Annotated in this window: 19 protein-coding genes; 14 read left to right on the top strand and 5 right to left on the bottom strand. The window is 40.6% G+C overall.

Annotated features, from left to right (window positions below; genetic code table 11):
• The 9 genes from L1611_RS05340 (at window position 1) to cysC (ending at window position 9,614) form a co-directional block, all read left to right on the top strand.
• Window positions 1-987 carry a polysaccharide biosynthesis protein gene (locus L1611_RS05340; protein ID WP_236312081.1) on the top strand — a complete coding sequence of 329 codons (987 nt, stop codon included), beginning with the start codon at window positions 1-3 and terminating at the stop codon, window positions 985-987.
• The gene (locus L1611_RS05335) at window positions 984-1,802 is read left to right on the top strand and encodes a dTDP-4-dehydrorhamnose reductase family protein (RefSeq protein WP_265738370.1); all 819 of its coding nucleotides are present in this window, start codon (window positions 984-986) and stop codon (window positions 1,800-1,802) included. Before L1611_RS05340 ends, L1611_RS05335 begins: the two co-directional genes overlap by 4 nt.
• A gap of 1 nt (window position 1,803) precedes the next feature.
• The gene (locus L1611_RS05330) at window positions 1,804-2,703 is read left to right on the top strand and encodes an NAD-dependent epimerase/dehydratase family protein (RefSeq protein ID WP_236312079.1); all 900 of its coding nucleotides are present in this window, start codon (window positions 1,804-1,806) and stop codon (window positions 2,701-2,703) included.
• A 33-nt stretch (window positions 2,704-2,736) separates the two neighbouring features.
• Complete coding sequence (locus L1611_RS05325; protein WP_236312078.1) at window positions 2,737-3,495, top strand: glycosyltransferase family 2 protein; 759 nt, start codon at window positions 2,737-2,739, stop codon at window positions 3,493-3,495.
• Between the two features lie 9 nt (window positions 3,496-3,504).
• Window positions 3,505-4,713 (top strand): glycosyltransferase family 2 protein, encoded by a 1,209-nt coding sequence (locus tag L1611_RS05320; RefSeq protein ID WP_236312077.1) that lies wholly within the window; start codon window positions 3,505-3,507, stop codon window positions 4,711-4,713.
• Window positions 4,714-5,050: 337 nt separating this feature from the next.
• On the top strand, window positions 5,051-6,085 hold the full coding sequence (locus L1611_RS05315; protein ID WP_236312076.1) for a glycosyltransferase family 4 protein: 1,035 nt from the start codon (window positions 5,051-5,053) through the stop codon (window positions 6,083-6,085).
• 4 nt (window positions 6,086-6,089) lie between these two features.
• The gene (sat, locus tag L1611_RS05310) at window positions 6,090-7,229 is read left to right on the top strand and encodes a sulfate adenylyltransferase (RefSeq protein ID WP_236312075.1); all 1,140 of its coding nucleotides are present in this window, start codon (window positions 6,090-6,092) and stop codon (window positions 7,227-7,229) included.
• Window positions 7,230-7,234: 5 nt separating this feature from the next.
• Window positions 7,235-9,001 (top strand): SLC13 family permease, encoded by a 1,767-nt coding sequence (locus L1611_RS05305; RefSeq protein ID WP_236312074.1) that lies wholly within the window; start codon window positions 7,235-7,237, stop codon window positions 8,999-9,001.
• Between the two features lie 13 nt (window positions 9,002-9,014).
• On the top strand, window positions 9,015-9,614 hold the full coding sequence (cysC, locus tag L1611_RS05300) for an adenylyl-sulfate kinase (RefSeq protein ID WP_236312073.1): 600 nt from the start codon (window positions 9,015-9,017) through the stop codon (window positions 9,612-9,614).
• A gap of 245 nt (window positions 9,615-9,859) precedes the next feature.
• Here the strand turns inward: cysC and L1611_RS05295 are convergent, their stop codons facing one another.
• On the bottom strand, window positions 9,860-10,648 hold the full coding sequence (locus L1611_RS05295) for a hypothetical protein (RefSeq protein ID WP_236312072.1): 789 nt from the start codon (window positions 10,646-10,648) through the stop codon (window positions 9,860-9,862).
• Between the two features lie 108 nt (window positions 10,649-10,756).
• Between L1611_RS05295 and L1611_RS05290 the strand changes: the two genes are divergently transcribed.
• The gene (locus L1611_RS05290; protein WP_236312071.1) at window positions 10,757-11,932 is read left to right on the top strand and encodes a BMQ_0737 family morphogenetic spore coat protein; all 1,176 of its coding nucleotides are present in this window, start codon (window positions 10,757-10,759) and stop codon (window positions 11,930-11,932) included.
• Between the two features lie 284 nt (window positions 11,933-12,216).
• Here the strand turns inward: L1611_RS05290 and L1611_RS05285 are convergent, their stop codons facing one another.
• Window positions 12,217-13,503 carry a UDP-glucose dehydrogenase family protein gene (locus tag L1611_RS05285; RefSeq protein WP_236312070.1) on the bottom strand — a complete coding sequence of 429 codons (1,287 nt, stop codon included), beginning with the start codon at window positions 13,501-13,503 and terminating at the stop codon, window positions 12,217-12,219.
• Between the two features lie 174 nt (window positions 13,504-13,677).
• Between L1611_RS05285 and L1611_RS05280 the strand changes: the two genes are divergently transcribed.
• From L1611_RS05280 to L1611_RS05265, 4 genes are all read left to right on the top strand, one after another.
• Window positions 13,678-14,493, top strand: a complete 816-nt coding sequence (locus L1611_RS05280; RefSeq protein ID WP_236312069.1) for a UTP--glucose-1-phosphate uridylyltransferase — start codon at window positions 13,678-13,680, stop codon at window positions 14,491-14,493.
• Window positions 14,494-14,594: 101 nt separating this feature from the next.
• Window positions 14,595-15,482 (top strand): hypothetical protein, encoded by an 888-nt coding sequence (locus L1611_RS05275; RefSeq protein WP_236312068.1) that lies wholly within the window; start codon window positions 14,595-14,597, stop codon window positions 15,480-15,482.
• 565 nt (window positions 15,483-16,047) lie between these two features.
• Entirely contained in the window at window positions 16,048-16,950 is a 903-nt protein-coding gene (locus tag L1611_RS05270) for an MBL fold metallo-hydrolase (RefSeq protein ID WP_236312067.1), read from the top strand.
• A 339-nt stretch (window positions 16,951-17,289) separates the two neighbouring features.
• Entirely contained in the window at window positions 17,290-17,976 is a 687-nt protein-coding gene (locus L1611_RS05265) for a DUF421 domain-containing protein (RefSeq protein ID WP_236312066.1), read from the top strand.
• A gap of 46 nt (window positions 17,977-18,022) precedes the next feature.
• On the opposite strand, the gene L1611_RS05260 is transcribed toward L1611_RS05265, so the two are convergent.
• The 3 genes from L1611_RS05260 to L1611_RS05250 form a co-directional block, all read right to left on the bottom strand.
• A complete protein-coding gene (locus tag L1611_RS05260; RefSeq protein WP_236312065.1) occupies window positions 18,023-18,448 on the bottom strand; it encodes a GNAT family N-acetyltransferase in 426 nt (141 codons plus the stop codon).
• A gap of 5 nt (window positions 18,449-18,453) precedes the next feature.
• The gene (locus L1611_RS05255; RefSeq protein WP_236312064.1) at window positions 18,454-18,972 is read right to left on the bottom strand and encodes a YjcG family protein; all 519 of its coding nucleotides are present in this window, start codon (window positions 18,970-18,972) and stop codon (window positions 18,454-18,456) included.
• Window positions 18,973-19,081: 109 nt separating this feature from the next.
• Window positions 19,082-19,807 (bottom strand): alpha/beta hydrolase, encoded by a 726-nt coding sequence (locus L1611_RS05250; protein WP_236312063.1) that lies wholly within the window; start codon window positions 19,805-19,807, stop codon window positions 19,082-19,084.
• Between the last annotated feature and the right edge of the window lie 92 nt (window positions 19,808-19,899).

Here is a 19,899-nt window from a genome sequence, read left to right as displayed (position 1 = left end):
TTGAGAAATAAAACGATTTTGATTACTGGAGGAACAGGTTCGTGGGGACATGAACTTGTCAAACAGCTGCTTGAAAAAGATCCGAAAGAAATCCGGATATTTTCACGTAACGAGGCAAGTCAAGTCCACATGCAACATGAATTTGAATATAATCCGAAGCTTAATTTCATCATCGGAGATATACGTGAATATCAAGGCCTGGCAAAAGCCTCAGAAGGGGTAGACTATATCTACCATCTGGCTGCCTTGAAACATGTGCCGATCTGTGAACATCAACCATATGAGGCGCTCAAAACGAATGTGTTGGGAACACAACATGTTATTGAGGCCGCTATCCAAAATAATATCGAGAAAGTCATTTACATCTCGACAGATAAAGCTGCAAATCCTTCCAACTTTTATGGAATGACGAAAGCGATTGGTGAAAAACTTATCATCTATGCGAATGTCCTCAGCCCATCAACCAAATTTGTATGTGTAAGAGGTGGTAACGTACTTGGGACGAATGGGAGTGTCATCCATGTCTTCAAGCGTCAGATCCAGCAGAAAGGTGAAATCGGGATAACTGACAAACGGATGACCAGGTTCTTTCTCACCTTGCAGGATGCCATCAAGCTCTTATTCAAAGCTACGGACGAAAGTAAGGGCGGAGAGATTTTCGTAATGAAGATGCCAACGTGCCGTATCATCGATTTAGCTGAAGTATTGATTGAGGCATCAGGCAAAGAAGGGGTTGCCATCAAAGAGTCTGGCATTCGGCCAGGTGAAAAATTGCATGAGATTCTGCTTTCTGAATATGAAAGCAACACAACAGTCTATTTTGACGAAGAATACTTTGTCATCCTTCCGACCATCGATCTTAAAGAGCTGAAGGAACATTACCAAAGTTATAAAAAGATTGATCTGCACAGTTATAGCTCACATGAGATGCTGATGTCCAAAGCCGAAATCAAAGAGATGCTACTCAAAGGTGGGTTTCTGTCATGAGGGTGCTTGTCTTGGGAGGACATGGAATGGCGGGTCATATGATAGTCAAGTATTTTACCAGTTTGAAAGAATATGACCTTTACTATACTCATCGAAATCCGGAGGCCACTGAAGGAATATACCTCGATGTCCGAAATACGGCAGAACTTAAAAGCGTTATTCAAAATGTGAAGCCTGATATTGTCATCAATTGTGTAGGTATCCTGAATGAAAGTGCAGAAAAACACACTAGGGATGCCATAATGGTGAACAGCCTATTACCGCATATTCTTAAGGATGAATTGTCTATCATCGGATCTAAGTTAATCCACATAAGTACGGATTGTGTTTTCAATGGACAAAAGGGCAACCATACTGAAACGGATCTCCCGGACAGTACAAGTATTTACGGCAGAACCAAGGCACTGGGAGAGGTGACGGAGGAGCCGCATCTTACAGTCAGAACGTCAATCATCGGACCAGAATTGAAAGATGGAATCGGATTATTCAATTGGTTCATGAAGCAAACAGGGGAGATCAATGGATTCATCAATGTCTTTTGGAATGGCATCACTACCCTTGAATTGGCTAAAGCGGTACATGTTCTCCTCATTCAGAATGTTTCTGGGCTTTATCATCTTACCGCCCAAGAACCCCTTTCCAAATATTCACTACTTACGAAGATCCATGGGATTTTCGGGAAAGATGATGTAAGCATAAAGCCATACGAAAAGGTGGTTTGCGATCGTACGCTTATGAATACTAGAGAAGATGTCGGTTACCAGACTCCCTCTTATGATGAAATGCTGAGGGAATTAAGGGAATGGATGGACTGAAATGCCAGCCTCTAAAAAGAGGATCCTGATAACAGGAGCTTCCGGTTTTACTGGGGTGCACGCTGTAAAACTCGCTCATCAGTCGGAATTAAAGGTCATCTGTACCAGCAGGAGCCCTCAACCTTCTTCACCCATACCATTCAAACAGTGTGATTTGACTGACTATGCTCAGATTGAAGGAATCATTAAGAGTGCAAAACCACATTATGTACTTCATCTTGCAGGGTTCAATGATGCTCGACGATCTTGGGAAACACCGCATACCTGTTTAGAGAATAACATACTTGGAACCCTCAATCTTCTAGAAGCTGTCCGGCTTCATATTCCGAAGTCTAAAATATTAATCATTGGTTCCGCTCTTCAATATTCGTTGTGCTCTGGGGAAAAGCCACCTCATCCCTATAGCCTCAGTAAAACGCTCCAGACACTCCTGTCAAAAGAGTGGAAGCGATTTTACGATATGAACATTGCTGTAGCCAAACCATCCAATCTTATCGGACCCGGACATTCCCAAGGTATTTGTTCTAAAGTGGCAAAAGAGATCGTCATCGCTGAAAAAAATAATGAACCTGTCCGTGTCCATCTATACAATAGTCTATCGGAATGCGATTTTGTAGATGTACGGGATGCGGTCAAGGCATATCTAATGATTTTGATGAGTGAAAGTGAATTTGATCATTTTGATATCGGTTCAGGACAGAGCAGGACGCTGGAGAACCTGATGGACAATTTTAAGTTGATAACCACACAACCTATCCGAATTACTAAGGATCATTCCCATGCAACCGACCCGGTTGGCTTGGATTTACGGTTGGTAAGATCACTTGGATGGAAGCCGGAATATACCCTCCAATCAACTTTGAATGATATCCTTTCTTTCTATAAGTCTATTGTCCAATAACATTCATTAAAGACTGAAATGAGGAAAACCACGTTGGAAAATTTGCCGAAAATAAGTATCATCATACCTTTTTATAATTGTCCGTATGTCGATCAAGCGATAAGGAGTGCCCTTAGACAGACCTATCGAAATAGGGAAGTCATCCTGGTCGATGATGGATCGACACAACATACATCATTGATCAATCCATTTTTGAATCAAATTTTGTATATAAAAAAAGAAAATGGTGGTACAGCTAGTGCTTTGAATACCGGAATCCAATCTTCCACAGGAGAATTGATCGCATGGTTGAGTTCAGATGATGTATTTTTAAAGGATAAGCTGGCTAAGCAGGTTCAGTTCATGCAGGAAACAAAGGCGGATATGGTGTATACCAATTTCAACCTGATCGATGAGCATAGTGTCGTTTTCAAAAAGGATGTTGGGTTGATTCTCACGAGTAAGGTTGATTTATTCAAGCAGCTCCAAAAAAGCTGTCCGGTTAATGGAAGTACGGTTTTGGTAAAAAAAGAGATGTTCTCATCGATCGGTTGGTTCGACGAAACGTTGAAGTATACACAGGATTACGATATGTGGATAAGGATGGCGGCCAAGTACGAACTGAGAGTCATGGGTGAATCTTTACTGAATTATCGGATCCATGACAATATGGGTTCGAAAAGGTTCGTGGAGGGACAATGGAAAGAAATCAAGGCCGTACAAGAAAAATATAAAGGGATGTTGGCCAGACTTATTCATTGTGAAGAAACCGGAATAAGAGAGGAATGTTCTCGAGACGATGATGTGGAGTGAAATATTGAGATGAAAATAAGGAAAGAAAAACCCCTGGAACAGGATATTGAAATCAGTATCATCATTCCGACGTATAATAAATACCCCCAAAATTTATTGACCCTATATTCTATTGAAAACCAACAATTCGATCTTTCCAAAGTAGAAGTCATCATGATTGATGATGGTTCTACAGATCAGACGAGAACATTGATTAGCCATACATTTCCTTTTCACTTTAAGTTAATACGGAGTGGTCATAACATCGGCAGACCAGCAGCAAGAAATCTGGGTATAAAGAATGCAAAAGGAAAAATCCTCATTTTCCTTGATGCGGAGATTATCGTTCAGCCTGATTTTCTAACGATCCACCATCACTATCATAGTAAACATTCGAATATGGTCGTTACAGGAGTCATGACCATCAGGAGATTATATTCTATTTTGTATCCTGATTTTTCTGAAAGTCAATTACAAGAATGCAGAGGAATCACCCGGGCTTTACCAGAGTTTAAGGCGAAAGTCGACGCATTTGATAAGAAACCTCAAAAATTGCTGTTGTTAAACAAGCATCATATCTTTTCGGAGAAATACAAAAGATTATCCACGATTACACCTTATGAGAAATTTTATAACCGGGTGATCATCGCGAATTACGGTTATGAATTAAAGGGTTATAAGATTCCATGGCAAATGTTCGGAACAGGCCACGTGTCGGTTTCTAAAGGTGCGATCGAGCAGGTAGGTCTATTTTCGGAATACCCAGGATATGGATGGGATGATTGTGAAATGGGGTACCGTCTTTATAAAAATGGAGCTGTATTCACCAGTGATGAACGTTTAATCAGCTATCATCAGGAACACCCGATAGCCAAAACGATCCGGGATGAATCGAAAGAAAATTATTTCAGGTTCCAGGAAACCTATAAAGAGGTGGACCAAATGATCATCAGCCTCACGTTTTTACCTAAACCATTTAATCTCCATAAAACAAACCAAATCTTAGTCAATTATCAGGATCTTTGCATTCGATACCCGGATGCCTATAAATCTATCAAACAATGTTTCCATGGTATGTTACGAGAAATAGGGAGGCTTAAGAGTAAGAACGAACCGATCACCAGTCTCTCTAAACAAAAAATAGACAAGAATGCCCTCTTTAATGAAATACAACAATTAAGGAAACTTCGCCGATATCAAAGTTTTCTAGAGTGCTTTAAATACCTTGGAAACTTATAAAAAATAGCCTCAGTTAAAGTTCATTGTTGATAAATGCAAAATTCACTCCCTTTCCGCGGACGATCCGCAAGCCTCCTCGCTTACTTGCACAGGATGTCAACACAAAAATAAAATCATTTTCGTGTCTGCGATGAGAATTCTTAGAAGCTTTCCTTGTGCTGGCTTCGACATTCACCACAGGACGTGGTGGTTGTTAGTCGAGAATCCTTAAATTGCTGCGGGGTCTAGCCTGGCTCGCCTTTCCCGCTCGAGTGTCGCGAATTTGGCTTAGAGAATTTCCTGCAAACAACATTACTATTTAACAAAGCCGTAAAAATAAAGAAAGGTGGTGGTGTGTTTGAAGATAACATTTGCAGTGATCACTCTCTGTAAAGGAGGGGCTCAAAGAATGCTTGTGGAGCTTGCGAATGGTCTTTCCCAAAAAGGATATGATGTGGCAGTTGTCATGCCACCGCAAGGGGTTATCGAATATCCGTTACATGTCAGTGTGATCCGGACGAAGGGACAAAGCATTACTGCGGATGAAATACCAGTCAGTGACGTCATTGTCTCTAACTTTTATACATTGACGCCTATATGCGAGCAAGCCAGCCATGCTGGCAAAGGGATACATGTAAGGATCAGTCTTTGTTATGAACCTGTGTTTCTGCCAGATCATGAAGCTTCTTTCAAGAGCTATCATATCAGTAAAAATCTTGTCGTCCTTTCCAATTGGCAGCAACAACTCATTAAATTGAACCATGGAATCGAAGGTTCGATCGTACCTGTAGGTGTAAGCGGGAACTTTTGCAATCTAGGCAAAAGGCGATCGAGCAAAAGGTTGGAAGTTAGCGGAATCGTCAGAATACAAGAAGGTGGATATTCATGGCATAGAGAACAGGAATATCTTATTGAGACCTTCAGGGCATTAAAGGAGAAATATCCACGTGTGATTTTCAATTTGATTTCACCCCCAAATGAAGTCATATCCTCTCCGACCCTTCATCAATACCACTCAAACCGCTCATTCCAATCATTAAGACCTCGTGATGATATGCAGCTTAACCGATTCCTGAATAAAACAGATATTTTTGTGAGCTCATCAACCTATGATACAGCTTCCTTACCTGGACTGGAAGCGATGAAATGTGGAGCAGCATTGGCAACAGTCTATTCAGGAGGAAACATGGATTACTGCCGTCATGGAGAAAACTGTTTATTATCTTATCGCCATGAAAATATGTTGTTTGAGCACGTTTCTACTCTAATAGAGAACGCCCAGCTTCGTCAGAAGCTTGCGATCGAAGGAGAGAAAGAAGCATCTAAATGGACATGGGATAGAAGTGTCGACCTTTTCGAAGTAGCAATCAAAGGATTCATGAACAGGAGGTAACAGCATGACAAGTGTTCCACATGGTGGAAGACTCATCAATAGATTTGGTTTTATCTGTACGGAAGAATTCACAAACTTGAAGAAAATTGAACTCACGAGGGGCCAATTAAATGACCTGGACTGTATTGCCTCAGGTGTATACAGTCCTTTAGAAGGCTTCATGACAAAAGATGATTATGACAATGTACTGGATTACATGAGGTTGAAAACAGGAGAAATATGGACGATCCCGATCACCCTTCCAATTGATGAAACACGTATCTCAGAATTGAAGGACGAAAAGCGGGTCTTACTAGTGTACGACAGTGATGTTTACGGGGTACTAGAAGTTGATGATATCTATCATGTCGATCTGAAACGGGAGGCGGAACTCATCTATGGCACAGTGGATCCGGATCATCCAGGAGTGAAGAAACTATATGGACGACCGTCTGTCAATATCGGCGGTCAGATAACGATGTTCAAAAGGGTCACAGCCTCATTTCCAAACCATACCTATGCTCCCGAAGAAACAAGGCTTATTTTTCAACAAAAAGGCTGGAATACGATTGTTGGGTTCCAGACACGGAATCCGATCCATAGAGCACATGAGTATATTCAAAAAACTGCATTGGAGCATGTGGATGGTTTATTTCTCCATCCTCTCGTTGGTGAGACGAAGTCAGACGATGTGCCCGCAGAGGTCAGGATGAAGTGTTATGAGGTGTTATTGGACAATTACTATCCGAAAGACCGCTATCTCCTTGGTGTGTTTTCAAGTTCAATGCGGTATGCCGGCCCGAGAGAAGCTGTCTTCCATGCAATCGTACGGAAAAACTTCGGGTGTACCCATTTCATTATCGGAAGGGATCATGCAGGTGTAGGGGATTATTATGGCACATATGATGCTCAACGATTATTGAATCAATTCAAAGGAGATGATCTAGGTATCGTCCCCGTCTGCCTTGAACATAGTTTCTATTGTAGAAAGTGTGATCAAATGACCTCATTGAAGACATGTCCCCATGATTCCGAAAACCATATCCATTTATCTGGTACGAAAGTACGGAAAATGTTGAAAGAGGGCACGGTTCCCCCGTTGTATTTCAGCAGAAAAGAAGTCGTTGACATCTTGATTGACTATTATCAGAAATTGAAGGACTGACATGATTGATAACTGATATATGGATAACATACATTGTCATCGGCGTCATGCTCCTATTCCTGCTTACAAACGTATACAGCGCAGAAGTGATCGTCCTCAGTGCTGTTTTAGTTTTAATATGGAGCGGAGTACTCTCTCTTACTGAGGCATTCGGGGGGTTCATAAATGAAGGGGTCCTTACGATTGCTTCATTGTTCATCGTCATGAATTCGATTCAGAAGCATCCTTCCTTCTCTAACATAACAAAATTTGTATTTGGAAATAAACAGACACTGAGAAGCGGAATGTCGCGTATGATGGTCGTGACAGGTGGGTTATCAAGTTTCATGAACAATACCCCTCTTGTCGTACTCTTTACGCCAATTGTGAAAAGATGGGCAGAAAAGCAATCGATCTTTCCATCAAAACTGTTGATTCCGCTCTCTTATGCAGCTATCATCGGGGGAATGTGTACGTTGATAGGCACATCGACAAACCTGGTCCTCCATACATTATTACTAAGAGAAGGTTACAAAGGGTTTTCCTTATTTGAATTAGCGTATATCGGTGTTCCCTTTTTCATCATCGCGCTCTTTTATATGCTGTTCTTCGGCTATAGGCTGCTTCCGCAGCATGATACGAATTATCTGCAAAAGATCATAAGTCCAAAGTTCATTGTCGAGGTTAAAGTGAATGAACAATTCTCAGGAACCGGTAAAACACTGGAGGAGGCAGGCTTACGTCATCTGAAAAAATGTTATGTAATGGCGGTTTTGAGACAAGGAGAATGGATTTTCCCTGTATCCCCTACACAGAAAGTCAACGACGGTGATCATTTGTTATTCGTCGGAGACGAGACTTGTTCCCAAGAAATCGAACATATGAGGGGGCTGGTCATAGAACATTCACGGTATGATTTCACCGACCATCATAATGAATTCAAATTAGTGGAAGCAACCGTACCTCAGCATTCATCCTATGTATCAGAGAGGATCAGCGATATCAAATTCCGTACAAGACATGGGGGGATAGTGGTCGCAGTATATCGGAAAGGAAGGCGGATCAACGAAAAAATCGGTTCTATCCGTTTGAAATCGGGCGATATGTTGGTGGTCCTTACAACCAACGAGTCATTGAAAACCGATCGTGCGTCAAAAAACCTACTTGTTCTAGATGTGTATCCAACCGATAAAAATGGAACCTTCAAAGATTGGATTCCGATTGGTTTATTTGGATTGATGCTGTTGTTGGTCAGTTTTGGACTCGTCCAGATAGCACACGCGGCGATCACGACTGCCATCATTTTGATTCTTTTGAAAGTAACTACCTTCGATGAGGCCATGGAAGCGATCAAATGGGATATCCTTTTCATCATAGGTGGAGCGTTTGGGATCGCCACAGCCATGACGAAATCAGGGGCTGCAGATTCCGTGGTCAATCTCGTTTTCTTGAATTTGGATGCCATGACGCCGTTCATCCTGTTGATGAGTGTTTATCTTGTAACCAATATATTGACTGAGATCATCACGAATAATGCAGCTGTAGTAATCATGTTCCCAATTGTCCTTTCCTTTGTAAACGAACTATCATTAAATCCCCATCCATTTGCCGTTGTCCTAGCCATTGCTGCATCTGCCAGTTTTTCGACTCCTATAGGTTACCAGACCAATTTACTCGTATACAGTTCTGGCCAATATCGATTTGCTGATTTCATCAGAGTCGGTTTACCACTTAATATCATTGGGTTCATAATGACGATGACCATCGTTCCACTTTTATGGCCATTAAGTTAGGGAGGTGCAAAGAATGACATCGAACTTATTTTGGCATCAACAGGATGTCCCTAAGAAGGCGAGACAATTGCTGCACGGTCATAAAAGCTTCATCATTTGGTTCACGGGTTTATCAGGTTCTGGTAAGTCCACTATTGCAAACCGTCTCGATCGTGCATTATACCGTCACAACATTTCTACTTATATACTTGATGGAGATAATATCAGGATGGGCCTTAACAAAGACCTCAGTTTCGCTCAAAAGGACAGGGAAGAAAATATCCGAAGAGTTGGAGAAGTAGCCCGACTATTTGTCGATGCCGGGATCATTGTCCTGGCAACCTTTGTATCTCCATTTCAAAAAGACAGGGATTTTGTCAGAAACCTGGTGAATAAAAATGAGTTTATCGAAGTTTATGTGAAGTGCAATCTAGATACTTTAAAAGCGCGGGACCCAAAAGGGCTTTATGAAAAAGCACTAAAGGGGGAAATAAAAAACTTCACAGGTATCTCGGATCCCTATGAACATCCTGAAGATCCAGAAATAGTCGTTGATACCACAATGATGTCTCCCAATGTGTGTGTAAAACAAATCATGAATTATCTATTCAAAAATGGATATTTGAAAAAATAAAAACCAACTTCCTTGTTACAGGTGTTGGTTTTTAAAAGGTAATCATCGGTTTGGTTTCCATGTTACTTTACCGCAAGATTTACAACCCGTCGTCTTTTTAGTTGTTGTAAAAAGATTCGTTTTGTTTTCCTTGATTCTCTTATTCTTGACATAATTATATAACTCGATAACATCCTCTTTTTTCATGTCAGTTCACCCCGGTCATCTGATAATGCATCTTATTCGCATAAGGACGGGATGGTGTTCTATTTTTTGAAAAATGGATTGATAACGTTGTTGTTCTTCCCTTCAGTTTTTGGTTTAAATGGATTGATGGTGGTTGATGGTGTTTCCGGTTTTTCTTTAAATGGATTGATCTGTGTAGCAGGAAAATTATTCTTTCCTTTGAAAGAGCTAATCAGTTCTCCGGACTGTTGTTTATCGGATTTGCTTTTTGGAATTTCCGGCCAGTAGTGCTTAAGCTGATAAGAGGATAAAAAGGGATTGATCGGTACAAGGACATTTCTCAAAAGCGATTCAAAGGTTTTTAAAGGTACATCCTGCAAAAGTTCAGTGGATTCATTAGGTTTTAAAATTAAATAGGCTAGCCATTCAGTGATATCGATGCAATTTACAGGATTCCAGTAAACTTTCACTGCATCAGAGATGACCGGTTCAAATCGCTTGTAGATCATGTCTGACACCGATTGGAAGGATGGTTTACTGGGAGGTTCGAACTCAAACACCTGGTTGTTGGATTCTATTTTTATTGTAACTTTGGGAGCTGTTTCCTTAAAGACTGACAAAGTCAGATCTGCATGGCAAGGATGGGTTGTAATGATAGCTTGTGTATGTTCTAGTGAACGGTTCAAACGGTTCAATTCTTTCCTATTCAATCCTATGATACGGACTGTTTTCCCTAATAATCTACCATTCAATTGATTAGTGGAATCTTCCCAGACCAATCCCCAGAAAACAGCTATTTTCTTAAGTATTTGCAGTTCCTCAGAAGAAAGCTTACATACTTCTTTTCTATTAAATGAAACGCTGTACACAGCATTCCCCTCCTTTAAAAATAGGCAATAATCTTTGTGTCATTAGCCGTCGTATTCCCATAGTATGTATTGAATCTTCAGTTCATGATGAAGAAAGGAAGGGAAACTATGAGTAAGAAAAAACACGACATACCTAAAGCTGCCAACAGCTTACAGGATGAGTGTATCCGCGTACAGAAAGTGTACGACTGGGTTACCGATGCACTTACCGTCACCAAGACGGTTTTGTTTACAGAAGATCAGCTCAGAGATATAGAAGAAGCGATGGATGACCCGAGTCGCCGCCCTTTGCGTCTTGTCTGTGAACCGCCGAAAACACCTCCATTATTCCCTCTAAGCAGTGGAAATGAAGATCACGATCACGATTTAGGATTCATTTGTGAACAAGTGGGAGAAACACGTGACGTCACGATCTCAACCAATGGCGGGTTCATCGATGCGCAACTAGTGGAGCTGCTGATAAGTACTGATGTTAAGGTACTTGTTGTCGATAGACATGGATGTGTTGTTACAAAAGCGGTCGTCAATGCATCAGTCTTTGAATCATTTGTACTTTGCTTCCCAGAAGGAACAGACTTATTCTGCAAAGTATCCAAGATTTTCTGTCGCATTCCGACAGGAACGGTACTCCTCAATACACCAGCACCAGATCGTTTCAATATAGAGATTACATTTTGTCTCGATATCCAAGTAGAAGCAGAAGTGAAACTCGAAGTACTGGCTAAATTCTGCTCACCTAGAGACAATGACCTTGTAGCAGAAGAAGATGTGGTCGATGACCGGTGTCCTAAGGTACATTTTCCAGAACAATGTCCAGGAATCTTCCCTAGACCGAATTGCGATTGCTCTGCAGAAGGAGAAGCGAGCGGGGATACTGGACCTGATGCAACGGAACAGGGTCGCTTATCAGTCCTTGTTAATATCTGTCCAGACTGCAGTCTAGTTGACAGTGAATTAAGGGCCAGCTTCAGGGATTCTGATTCTGGTGATGGTTCACAAAGCTTCAATTTTACAGCGAAAACATTTGATCAAGAGACATTATGCTGCGAAGAGACGAAAGATGGTCTGAAACTGATCGTTAGCGGTACTGGTAAAGTTGATGGAAAGACAGTGGATTTCAACTTTGCAGTCGTTGATAGTGACTCAGAAACGTTGTTCCAGCTTCAATTGATCAACCGTAAAGGTAAAACCATTTTTGATTCAGATGTAGTATGTTCTGATGAGGGTGATATCGAAGTAGAGGATTGTGTAACGTTCGACGATCTCAAATTTAAAAAGGTATAAAAATAGGAGCGAGTAACCTCGCTCCATTTTTTATACGGATAAGGGAGTATAAAAATTTTGGTTGCGGTGAAGTGATGTCCAGCTCAAACGCCCAACCACTTGGATCACTTCAGTCCTTCTGTGGCGGCGGCAGCCTCCTCGTCAGACTTCCAGTGACCTTCGTGGCTGACCAGGGCGTTTGCGCTTTTCTTTATTTTGAATATATCGTTCATAATACACCTACATAATACAAACAAAAGACAGCTTGGTCACTAGCTGTCTTTCAATGGTTGGAGGTTCTATTTCTAATGTCGACCGACGGCAAGATACTTCAACCCGGCTTGCCTTACAATGGAGGCATTCAAACAATTTCTTGCATCAATAATGATGGAACCTTTCATTAGTGCTTTTACTCTTTTCCAGTCAGCCTCTATAAAGGGTTTCCAATCTGTCGCTATGATCAGCACATCTGAACCTTTGACAGATTCATATTGATCTTTTGATACATTAATAGCTTTTGGCGTTCCAGATGCTGCTGGATCATAAGCAGTGATTTCAGAGCCTTTGTCAACCAATCCATCGATCAAGCGGAAGGATGGGGAGTCACGTGTATCATCTGTATTCGGCTTGAACGCGAGTCCCCAGACTGTTATGTCACGATCCTTCAGGGTCCCCATCTCTTTTTCGAGTAGATCGATATACAAGTCAACTTGTGAATGATTCACTCGTTCCACGGCATGTAATAATGAGGGGACGATTCCTTTATCTATTGCAGAATGTGTTAAGGACTGAATATCCTTAGGTAAACAGTATCCTCCATAACCTAACCCAGCTTTCAAAAAATCGGGACCGATTCTCGGATCACAACCGATCGCTTCAGCAACGACCGAAACATCACCTTTATATGCTTCACATATTCTCTGTATTTCATTGATGAACGAAATTTTTGTTGCAAGAAAAGCATTGGAAGCATACTTTGTGATTTCAGCTGTGATTGGGGAAGTGAAGAAGTATTTGGACGGGAGATAGCCATACATCTTCCGAATCAACTCTAGTTCCAGGGGATCTCTGCCGCCTACGACTATTTTATCAGGATGTAACAAGTCATAAACTGCTGTCCCTTCCCGTAAAAATTCCGGATTCGATATGACCGAGAAACTGTCTTTGTCCCTTCCTGACTGGAGTAATCGGTTTCGTACATAGTCATTTGTTCCAGGCGGAACGGTACTTTTGATGACGATCGTCTGAAAATGCTGGTCAGCCTTTAAAGATTCGATATATTCAATGACCTGATCAATGTAGGTGAGATCAGTTTGTCCTGTTCCATTTGATGGTGTTCCTACCGCAATGATGATGATTTCATTTTTTCGCATATGCGTGTGAATGTCAGTTGAAAATTTAAGCGTTTCACACTCAAGTTGTTTCTGAAGCATGGGTTCCAATCCGTCTTCATGAATGATACACTTTCCTGAATTTAGGGAGTCCACTTTCCCTTCGTCAATATCTATACAGGTAACCTTATGCCCGAAATGGGATAGGACCGTACCTGTTGTCAAACCTACATAACCACACCCTACAACGCAAATGTTCAATCCATATCACCCCGACCTTTACTCAATCACTTTATATTGTATTGGCCATAGATGATTTAGGTGATGAAGCCAGACTGGGAATTACAAGGTGAACAAGCCTTATTTTCAGTTAAGCTTACACTTCATACTTTGAATTGAATAAGCTATTATATGAATCTTGAGGAGGAGTAAGCTTTGATCAAAAAAGCAATCATACCGGCTGCTGGATATGGTACTAGGAGTCTGCCCATAACAAAGGTTCTTCCTAAAGAAATGTTTCCAATCAAGGGGAAACCCTCCATCCATTACATTGTAGAAGAAGCCGTTGAATCTGGAATTGAAGAAATACTTATCATCGTATCCAAATATAAAAACCTGATCGTTGATTATTTTGATGTCTCACTGGAGTTGGAAGCCTTCCTGGAATCAAGGAATAAAGCCTATTTACTGGATAAATTGGTCCTCCCGAAAGTTCATATACAATATACCCGTCAACCATATGCACGCGGCCTTGGAGATGCAATCCTGTTAGGGAGGTCCTTTGCAGGGAATGATCCATTTGCCGTGTTATTGCCTGATGATATCATAATCAATCAAGGAGCGAATGCAACCAAGCAACTTATTGACCTTTATAATACAGTTGAATCTCCAGTGATTGCGCTTAAATATATGAAGGATGAACTACTGCATAAATATGGAGTGGTGGATATAACCAGTCAGGAAGGCCAAGTGCATCATCTCAAATCCATTATTGAAAAACCGAAACATTCACCACCTTCAAACTTAGCTGTTGTTGGTAGATATATAATGACACCGGACATTTTTGATTGCATCACTGTAAAATCTGGAGAATTTGGGGAAGAAATACAACTTACTGATGCCATATGCAAATTAATGGCAAATCGGGCCTGTTATGGTTATGAGATCGAAGGGGATCGGTTCGATATTGGAATTGAGGAAGAGTACTTACAATTGATCCGATATATACATGGACTGGAAAATCCAATTTAGGGGATGGCTTAGGGTCAGCCCCCTAAATTTCAGGTTCTTGTAAAGTCTCAGCCTTGATATACATAAGATAGATGTAAATGCCCTGTCAGGAGGGAGTCGTAATGAATTCTCAAAAAGAACTAAGCTACGATCGTTTGGCTTCGAGAACGAAATTTTATCAGGAAAAATCATTGGAATTAGAAAAGAAACTAGTGTTTGCGGAAGACAAGATCGATCAGCTTGAACTACAATTGAAAGAAGCGTTGGAAAACGATGAATTGGAACGCCAACTAGAGGCTAAAGAAAATAAAGTGAATCAATTGCAGAGCGAATTGGATCAATTGAAAAATGAGGTATCATTGTCTAATCTCCAGGCGATGGAACAGAAAGTTGAAGGATTCGAAGAATTGTTGGAAGCGATCGAGAAAGAACTGAATGAAAAGGAAAAACAAATTGAAAGCTACAAATCGAAAATCAAAAGTTTAGAAAAGCGGGTAAAGGTACAAAAATATACACCCGAAGAGGTCGAGACGGAACCAGAAGAAAAGGAACAAGCAGATTACCAGCTTTCATCCTATTTTAATTATAGTGTAATTTGTAAGGATAAAGAATCTTATGTGATTCATGGAAGTTTTCACATGACGAATACCGGAGAGAAACCATTAGAAAATCCATTATTGTGTTTCAGGTTCCAGCCTGCCGATTACACGAATTTGAAAGGGAAAATCAATTCCTTGGACCAGGGTAGCATTAATCCTGAAACGAAAGAAAACATCCAATGGGTATATGTAGATAATGATTGGGCTGAAGAAGCCAAGTCCAGAGGGGAAATTTGGATTGCTTCAATGTATGATTTCCAAATACCTGTTAGCCGTACCATATCTTTGACCGACTTTCAGATCCCGATTCAAAAGCAATTCGAGGACAGTGTAGTAGTTGAAGCGTTCGTCTATTTTCAAAAAGAGGACTATAGGGCAAGAGCAATGAATCAAATTTCCATAAATTTCTGAACGGGCACCCATATTCTTACACACGCCAACGAAGATTTTGAATAGTACAAAAACTTTCAGCTTTTTAATGAACGGATTACCGGGAAACATAATTGAAAAATACGTTTTCCATAATAGAAAAGAAAAAGTGAAGCAGGTGATAGGATGGGTTATATACCACCTTACGTTCCAGATCAGAAACTGATATATGGAAGTCGTACTGAATCTTCTTATACTAGAACCAGGCTACAGTTGTACCCGGTTCAGCGGATTCCGTTTAAAAATGCGACCGATAAAAGTCAGGATTACTCAAAACCATTCAAGCACATCCATGCTCCTCATGATTCTTTCCAAAAAATTTTCTCTGAATTAACAGGAAAAGGGCAAAATATCAACGAAGTAATATAGGAAATGGACTTGACTCTATCTGAGTCATTTCTCCTTTCCTTTTTTATTTGCTTTTGTTGGGCTAAGGTAACTAAGGCTTAATCTGAGCTAATACTTGATATCGACAAGTTTGTAAATTGCTATAAACAATTATTACCTTTAGGAACGCCTTTATTAAAGAAAGATTGGTGCGATTACAATGAAACTATGCCAAATGGATCACAGATGCTATTATTTTCAAGGACCAGTCAATGTCGGTTATATCAATCAAGGTGATGATGGAGTCCTGATTGATACCGGCATCGATAAACAGGTGATGAAGCATATCATCAGGCAATTGCACGAAAAGTCGCTGCCAATCACCCATCTGTTCATAACGCACGCCCATGCAGATCATTATGGAGGTGCAAAATTTCTCCAGAACCAAACAAACATACTGACCTTCGCCCCAAAAATTGAAGAAGCAATCCTGCGGAATCCTGTTTTGGAACCGATGTACCTCCTGCAGGGGAACCGTCCGCTAGATGAGTTGCGGAATAAATTTTTAGAGGCACCGCCAATTGCCATTGATCATATTGTTACAGAGGGATTAATGTGCTTCGGCTCTATTGAAGTTGAACTGATCGCTTTACCAGGTCACAGTGTCAACCAACTCGGTGTCAAAGCCGGTAACATCATGTATGCAGCGGATGGGTACTTTGGAACTGAACAACTCGAGAAGCACAGGATTCCATTTATTATTGATGCGGATGCTACATTAGCTACTATTGAAAAGCTTTTATCACTGACCAATGTTGGAATGGTTCCGGGCCATGGCACATATGAAGAAAACCCTGCTCAAACCCTGATTCGAAATTATGACCATCACGTATCGATCGTTACCACGATGTACGAAACGCTTCAAGAATATAAGGAGGGCTGCAGTTTTGAAATTTTCATGAAAGAAATGTGTAAGAGGTGGGAGGTCTCATTACCATCGTTATCGGTTTGGTCCCTATACCGGACAGCCCTCTACGCCTATATCATCAAAGGGATAGAAGATAAACGGGTCACATACCAGATCAAGGATTATTCTCCATACTTCTTTTTATTAGAGGAATAGTCTGTTCATCAAAGCAGTTGGAGTCCTGTTGGCAATCAGCCGGCAGGCTTTTTTTATAGGATAAGAAAGTGTGAAATTTTGGTTGCGGTGAAGTGATGTCTAGCTCCACCACCCGACCACTTGGATCACTTCAGTCCTCTTGCGGCGGGTCGACACATTGATTTAGGTCGAAGTGTTACCCACGCAGAACTGAACTTTGTTTGGTTGAGCCTCATTTTCAGCGATTAGCCTTGCAAGGGCTTGGCTTTGCTAAGTTTTCTTTATTTTGACATCCAGGTGCGATTAGTCTTTCCCCAATCCGTACATACTAAGAAAACATGCAATGAGGGGGAAGGACATATGCATATTCTATCGACTACAACGGAATTATTTGTAGGTTTTATTGCCCTATTTCTGATGACAAAAATATTGGGTAAAGTATCTCTCGCTCAAATTACGATTTTTGATTTCATTTCAGCTGTTGTCCTTGGGGAACTAGTTGGAAATGCAATCTATGATGATGAGGTAAATGTCGGCTCTATCCTTTTTGCAATAGGGTTGTGGGGTACTATGATCTTCATCATGGAATTCTTCACCCAAAAGTTCCGTGGTTCAAGGAAACTTCTTGAAGGTAGTCCCTCTATCATCATACGGGATGGACATTGTGATAAAAAGGAAATGAAAAAGAACAAAATGGATTTGAATCAACTTCAGAATCTATTACGGCAAAAGGACGTGTTTTCCATCAGAGAGGTGGCCTTTGCGATCATCGAGACAGATGGTTCTGTCAGTGTCATGAGAAAGCCGGAATATGAAACACCGACGCTTTCGGATATGGGTTTGCCGCAAAACCCGGTTTATTTGCCATTTACCTTTATTAATGATGGAAAGGTCGACTGGGAAAACCTTAAGAAGGCGGGATTTGATGAAGCATGGCTGAAGAAAACCCTTCAAAAACATCACATCGACCATTATGAAGAAATATTCTATCTGGAATGGAAACAAGATGAAGGTGTCCACATCAGTAAAATGCCAGCTGAAAGTTAATTTCAGATTCGTATCCAGTAAAAAAACGACCTTTGAAGGGTCGTTTTTAAAATTCTTTTTTCATTGCAATATGTGGGATACCAGCATCCATGAAAATATCCGAGTATGTGTGATAACCTAAGCGTTGATAGAATGGTTCAGCATGAGTCTGTGCATAGAGGACGAACTTTTTACAACCTCTTTCAGACCCTGTATGCTCTAATTTTTGCATCAACATCTTACCTGCTCCAGTACCCCTGAATTCCTTGAGAATGCAGACACGTTCAACCTTTCCATAATCCTCTACAAAGCGTAAGCGTGCTGCTCCAATAGCCTTATGGTTATCACTGTAAATGACGAAATGAATGGATTCTGACTCGAATTCATCAATTTCTTCTTCTACAGGCACATTTTGTTCCTCAACGAATACTTTCGTCCGTACTTGGAAGGCATCCTCTAATTTTCGATCGGTGTCAACAACTTCAACTTTCAATTTGCTCAGCGGACCTTTCCTAGATGGAAGGTTTCATATACTGTCCAGGAACCATTTTCAAGTTGATATAACAATTGGAATCTATCGATCTCTTCCTTATGGTCGATATCCATCATCTTAAGGGATTCCAGAACATCATGATGCTCTTCGTCTGAGAGGTTTTGACCAACTGTTATATGAGGGACGAAACGATACGGACGTTCACTGTAAAGTTCTTCCTGATGTAATTGTTCATGAAGCTTCATCAATCTTTCTTCTTCTTTTACTTTGAAATGAATGACATTGTTTACTGGATGAAATGATGCGACTTTATAGACGTGCAAGGTGAACGGTTGGATGTTATCAGAAATTTCATGGACTTGTTGTGTTAATTCTTTCAATTCAGCCTCGTCCTCGACATAAAACGGTTCCTTTAAAGTCAAGTGAGGAGCGATTAATGCATAGTGAGGATCATAACGTTTTCGATATGAATTTATAAGGTCTTGTAGTTTTTTCGATGGAAAAATCGCGATACCGTATTTCATAATTACCCTCCTCTTACTGAATAACATGCATGTTGTTGTCGAACTTAATCTATTATAGCAAATTTTCTCACTATTTCCTACTTATATACAACATCCCGATTAGGGGGCATTACTCTGAAAACATATATTTCAAAGCTTTTGGAATGTCAGGTTGCCAGTATTTCCAACTATGACCTCCATCAAATTCTTCATAATGATACTCAAAAGATCGCTTTGAAAAAAGTTTATTCAGTTCACGATTCGGTTCAATAAAGTTTAGCACCTCTCCATTAGTCGTTTCTACTTCGGTCTCTTGCTTTCCTGCAACATGATAAATGGTAAGAAGTGAAGGATCCTTAATTTCCGAAACCTCTTTCATTATCTCTTCATCAACGTATGGCGATTGAAGAATCACTTTTCCGAACGTCCTTGGGTAGGATGATGCTGTTTTTAAAGAAACCGTGGCACCAAGGGAATCACCAACCAATACTCTGGCACTTGGAAGTTCGAGGGTGGAAAATTCCGCTTCAATGTATGGCACGAGTTCATTCACAAGAAAACGTACGTATGGAGCGTTCTGTTCACCGGAAGGATGGTATTTCCTCCTGCGGTCTTTCACACTTTTGTATGGAAGCCCGATAATAATAAATTCGTCGATTTCACCTTCTTCAAATAACTCTTCAGAAGTACGGGCTAACCTTCCTAACCTGAAATAGTCATCTCCATCTTGTGCAATCAATACAGGATACCTCAATAAAGGTGTATAGGATGGAGGAAGGTAGACGAGCATTTTGATTTCCTCATTTAATAATTCACTCTGAATTGTCTTATCTAGAGTAATACCTTTTTGTTTCATCTTTAAATCATCCTCCATAATGAAAGCAGACACTTTAATCTGAGATACATTCTATCATAAATGCTATAATGAAATTAAGTATAAGCAATGGA

It is taken from the genome of Pseudalkalibacillus salsuginis (assembly GCF_021646685.1).
Classification (GTDB): domain Bacteria; phylum Bacillota; class Bacilli; order Bacillales; family Fictibacillaceae; genus Pseudalkalibacillus; species Pseudalkalibacillus salsuginis.
The sequence above is the reverse complement of the archived record's forward strand: the minus strand, read 5'-3'. Positions and strand labels throughout refer to the sequence as shown.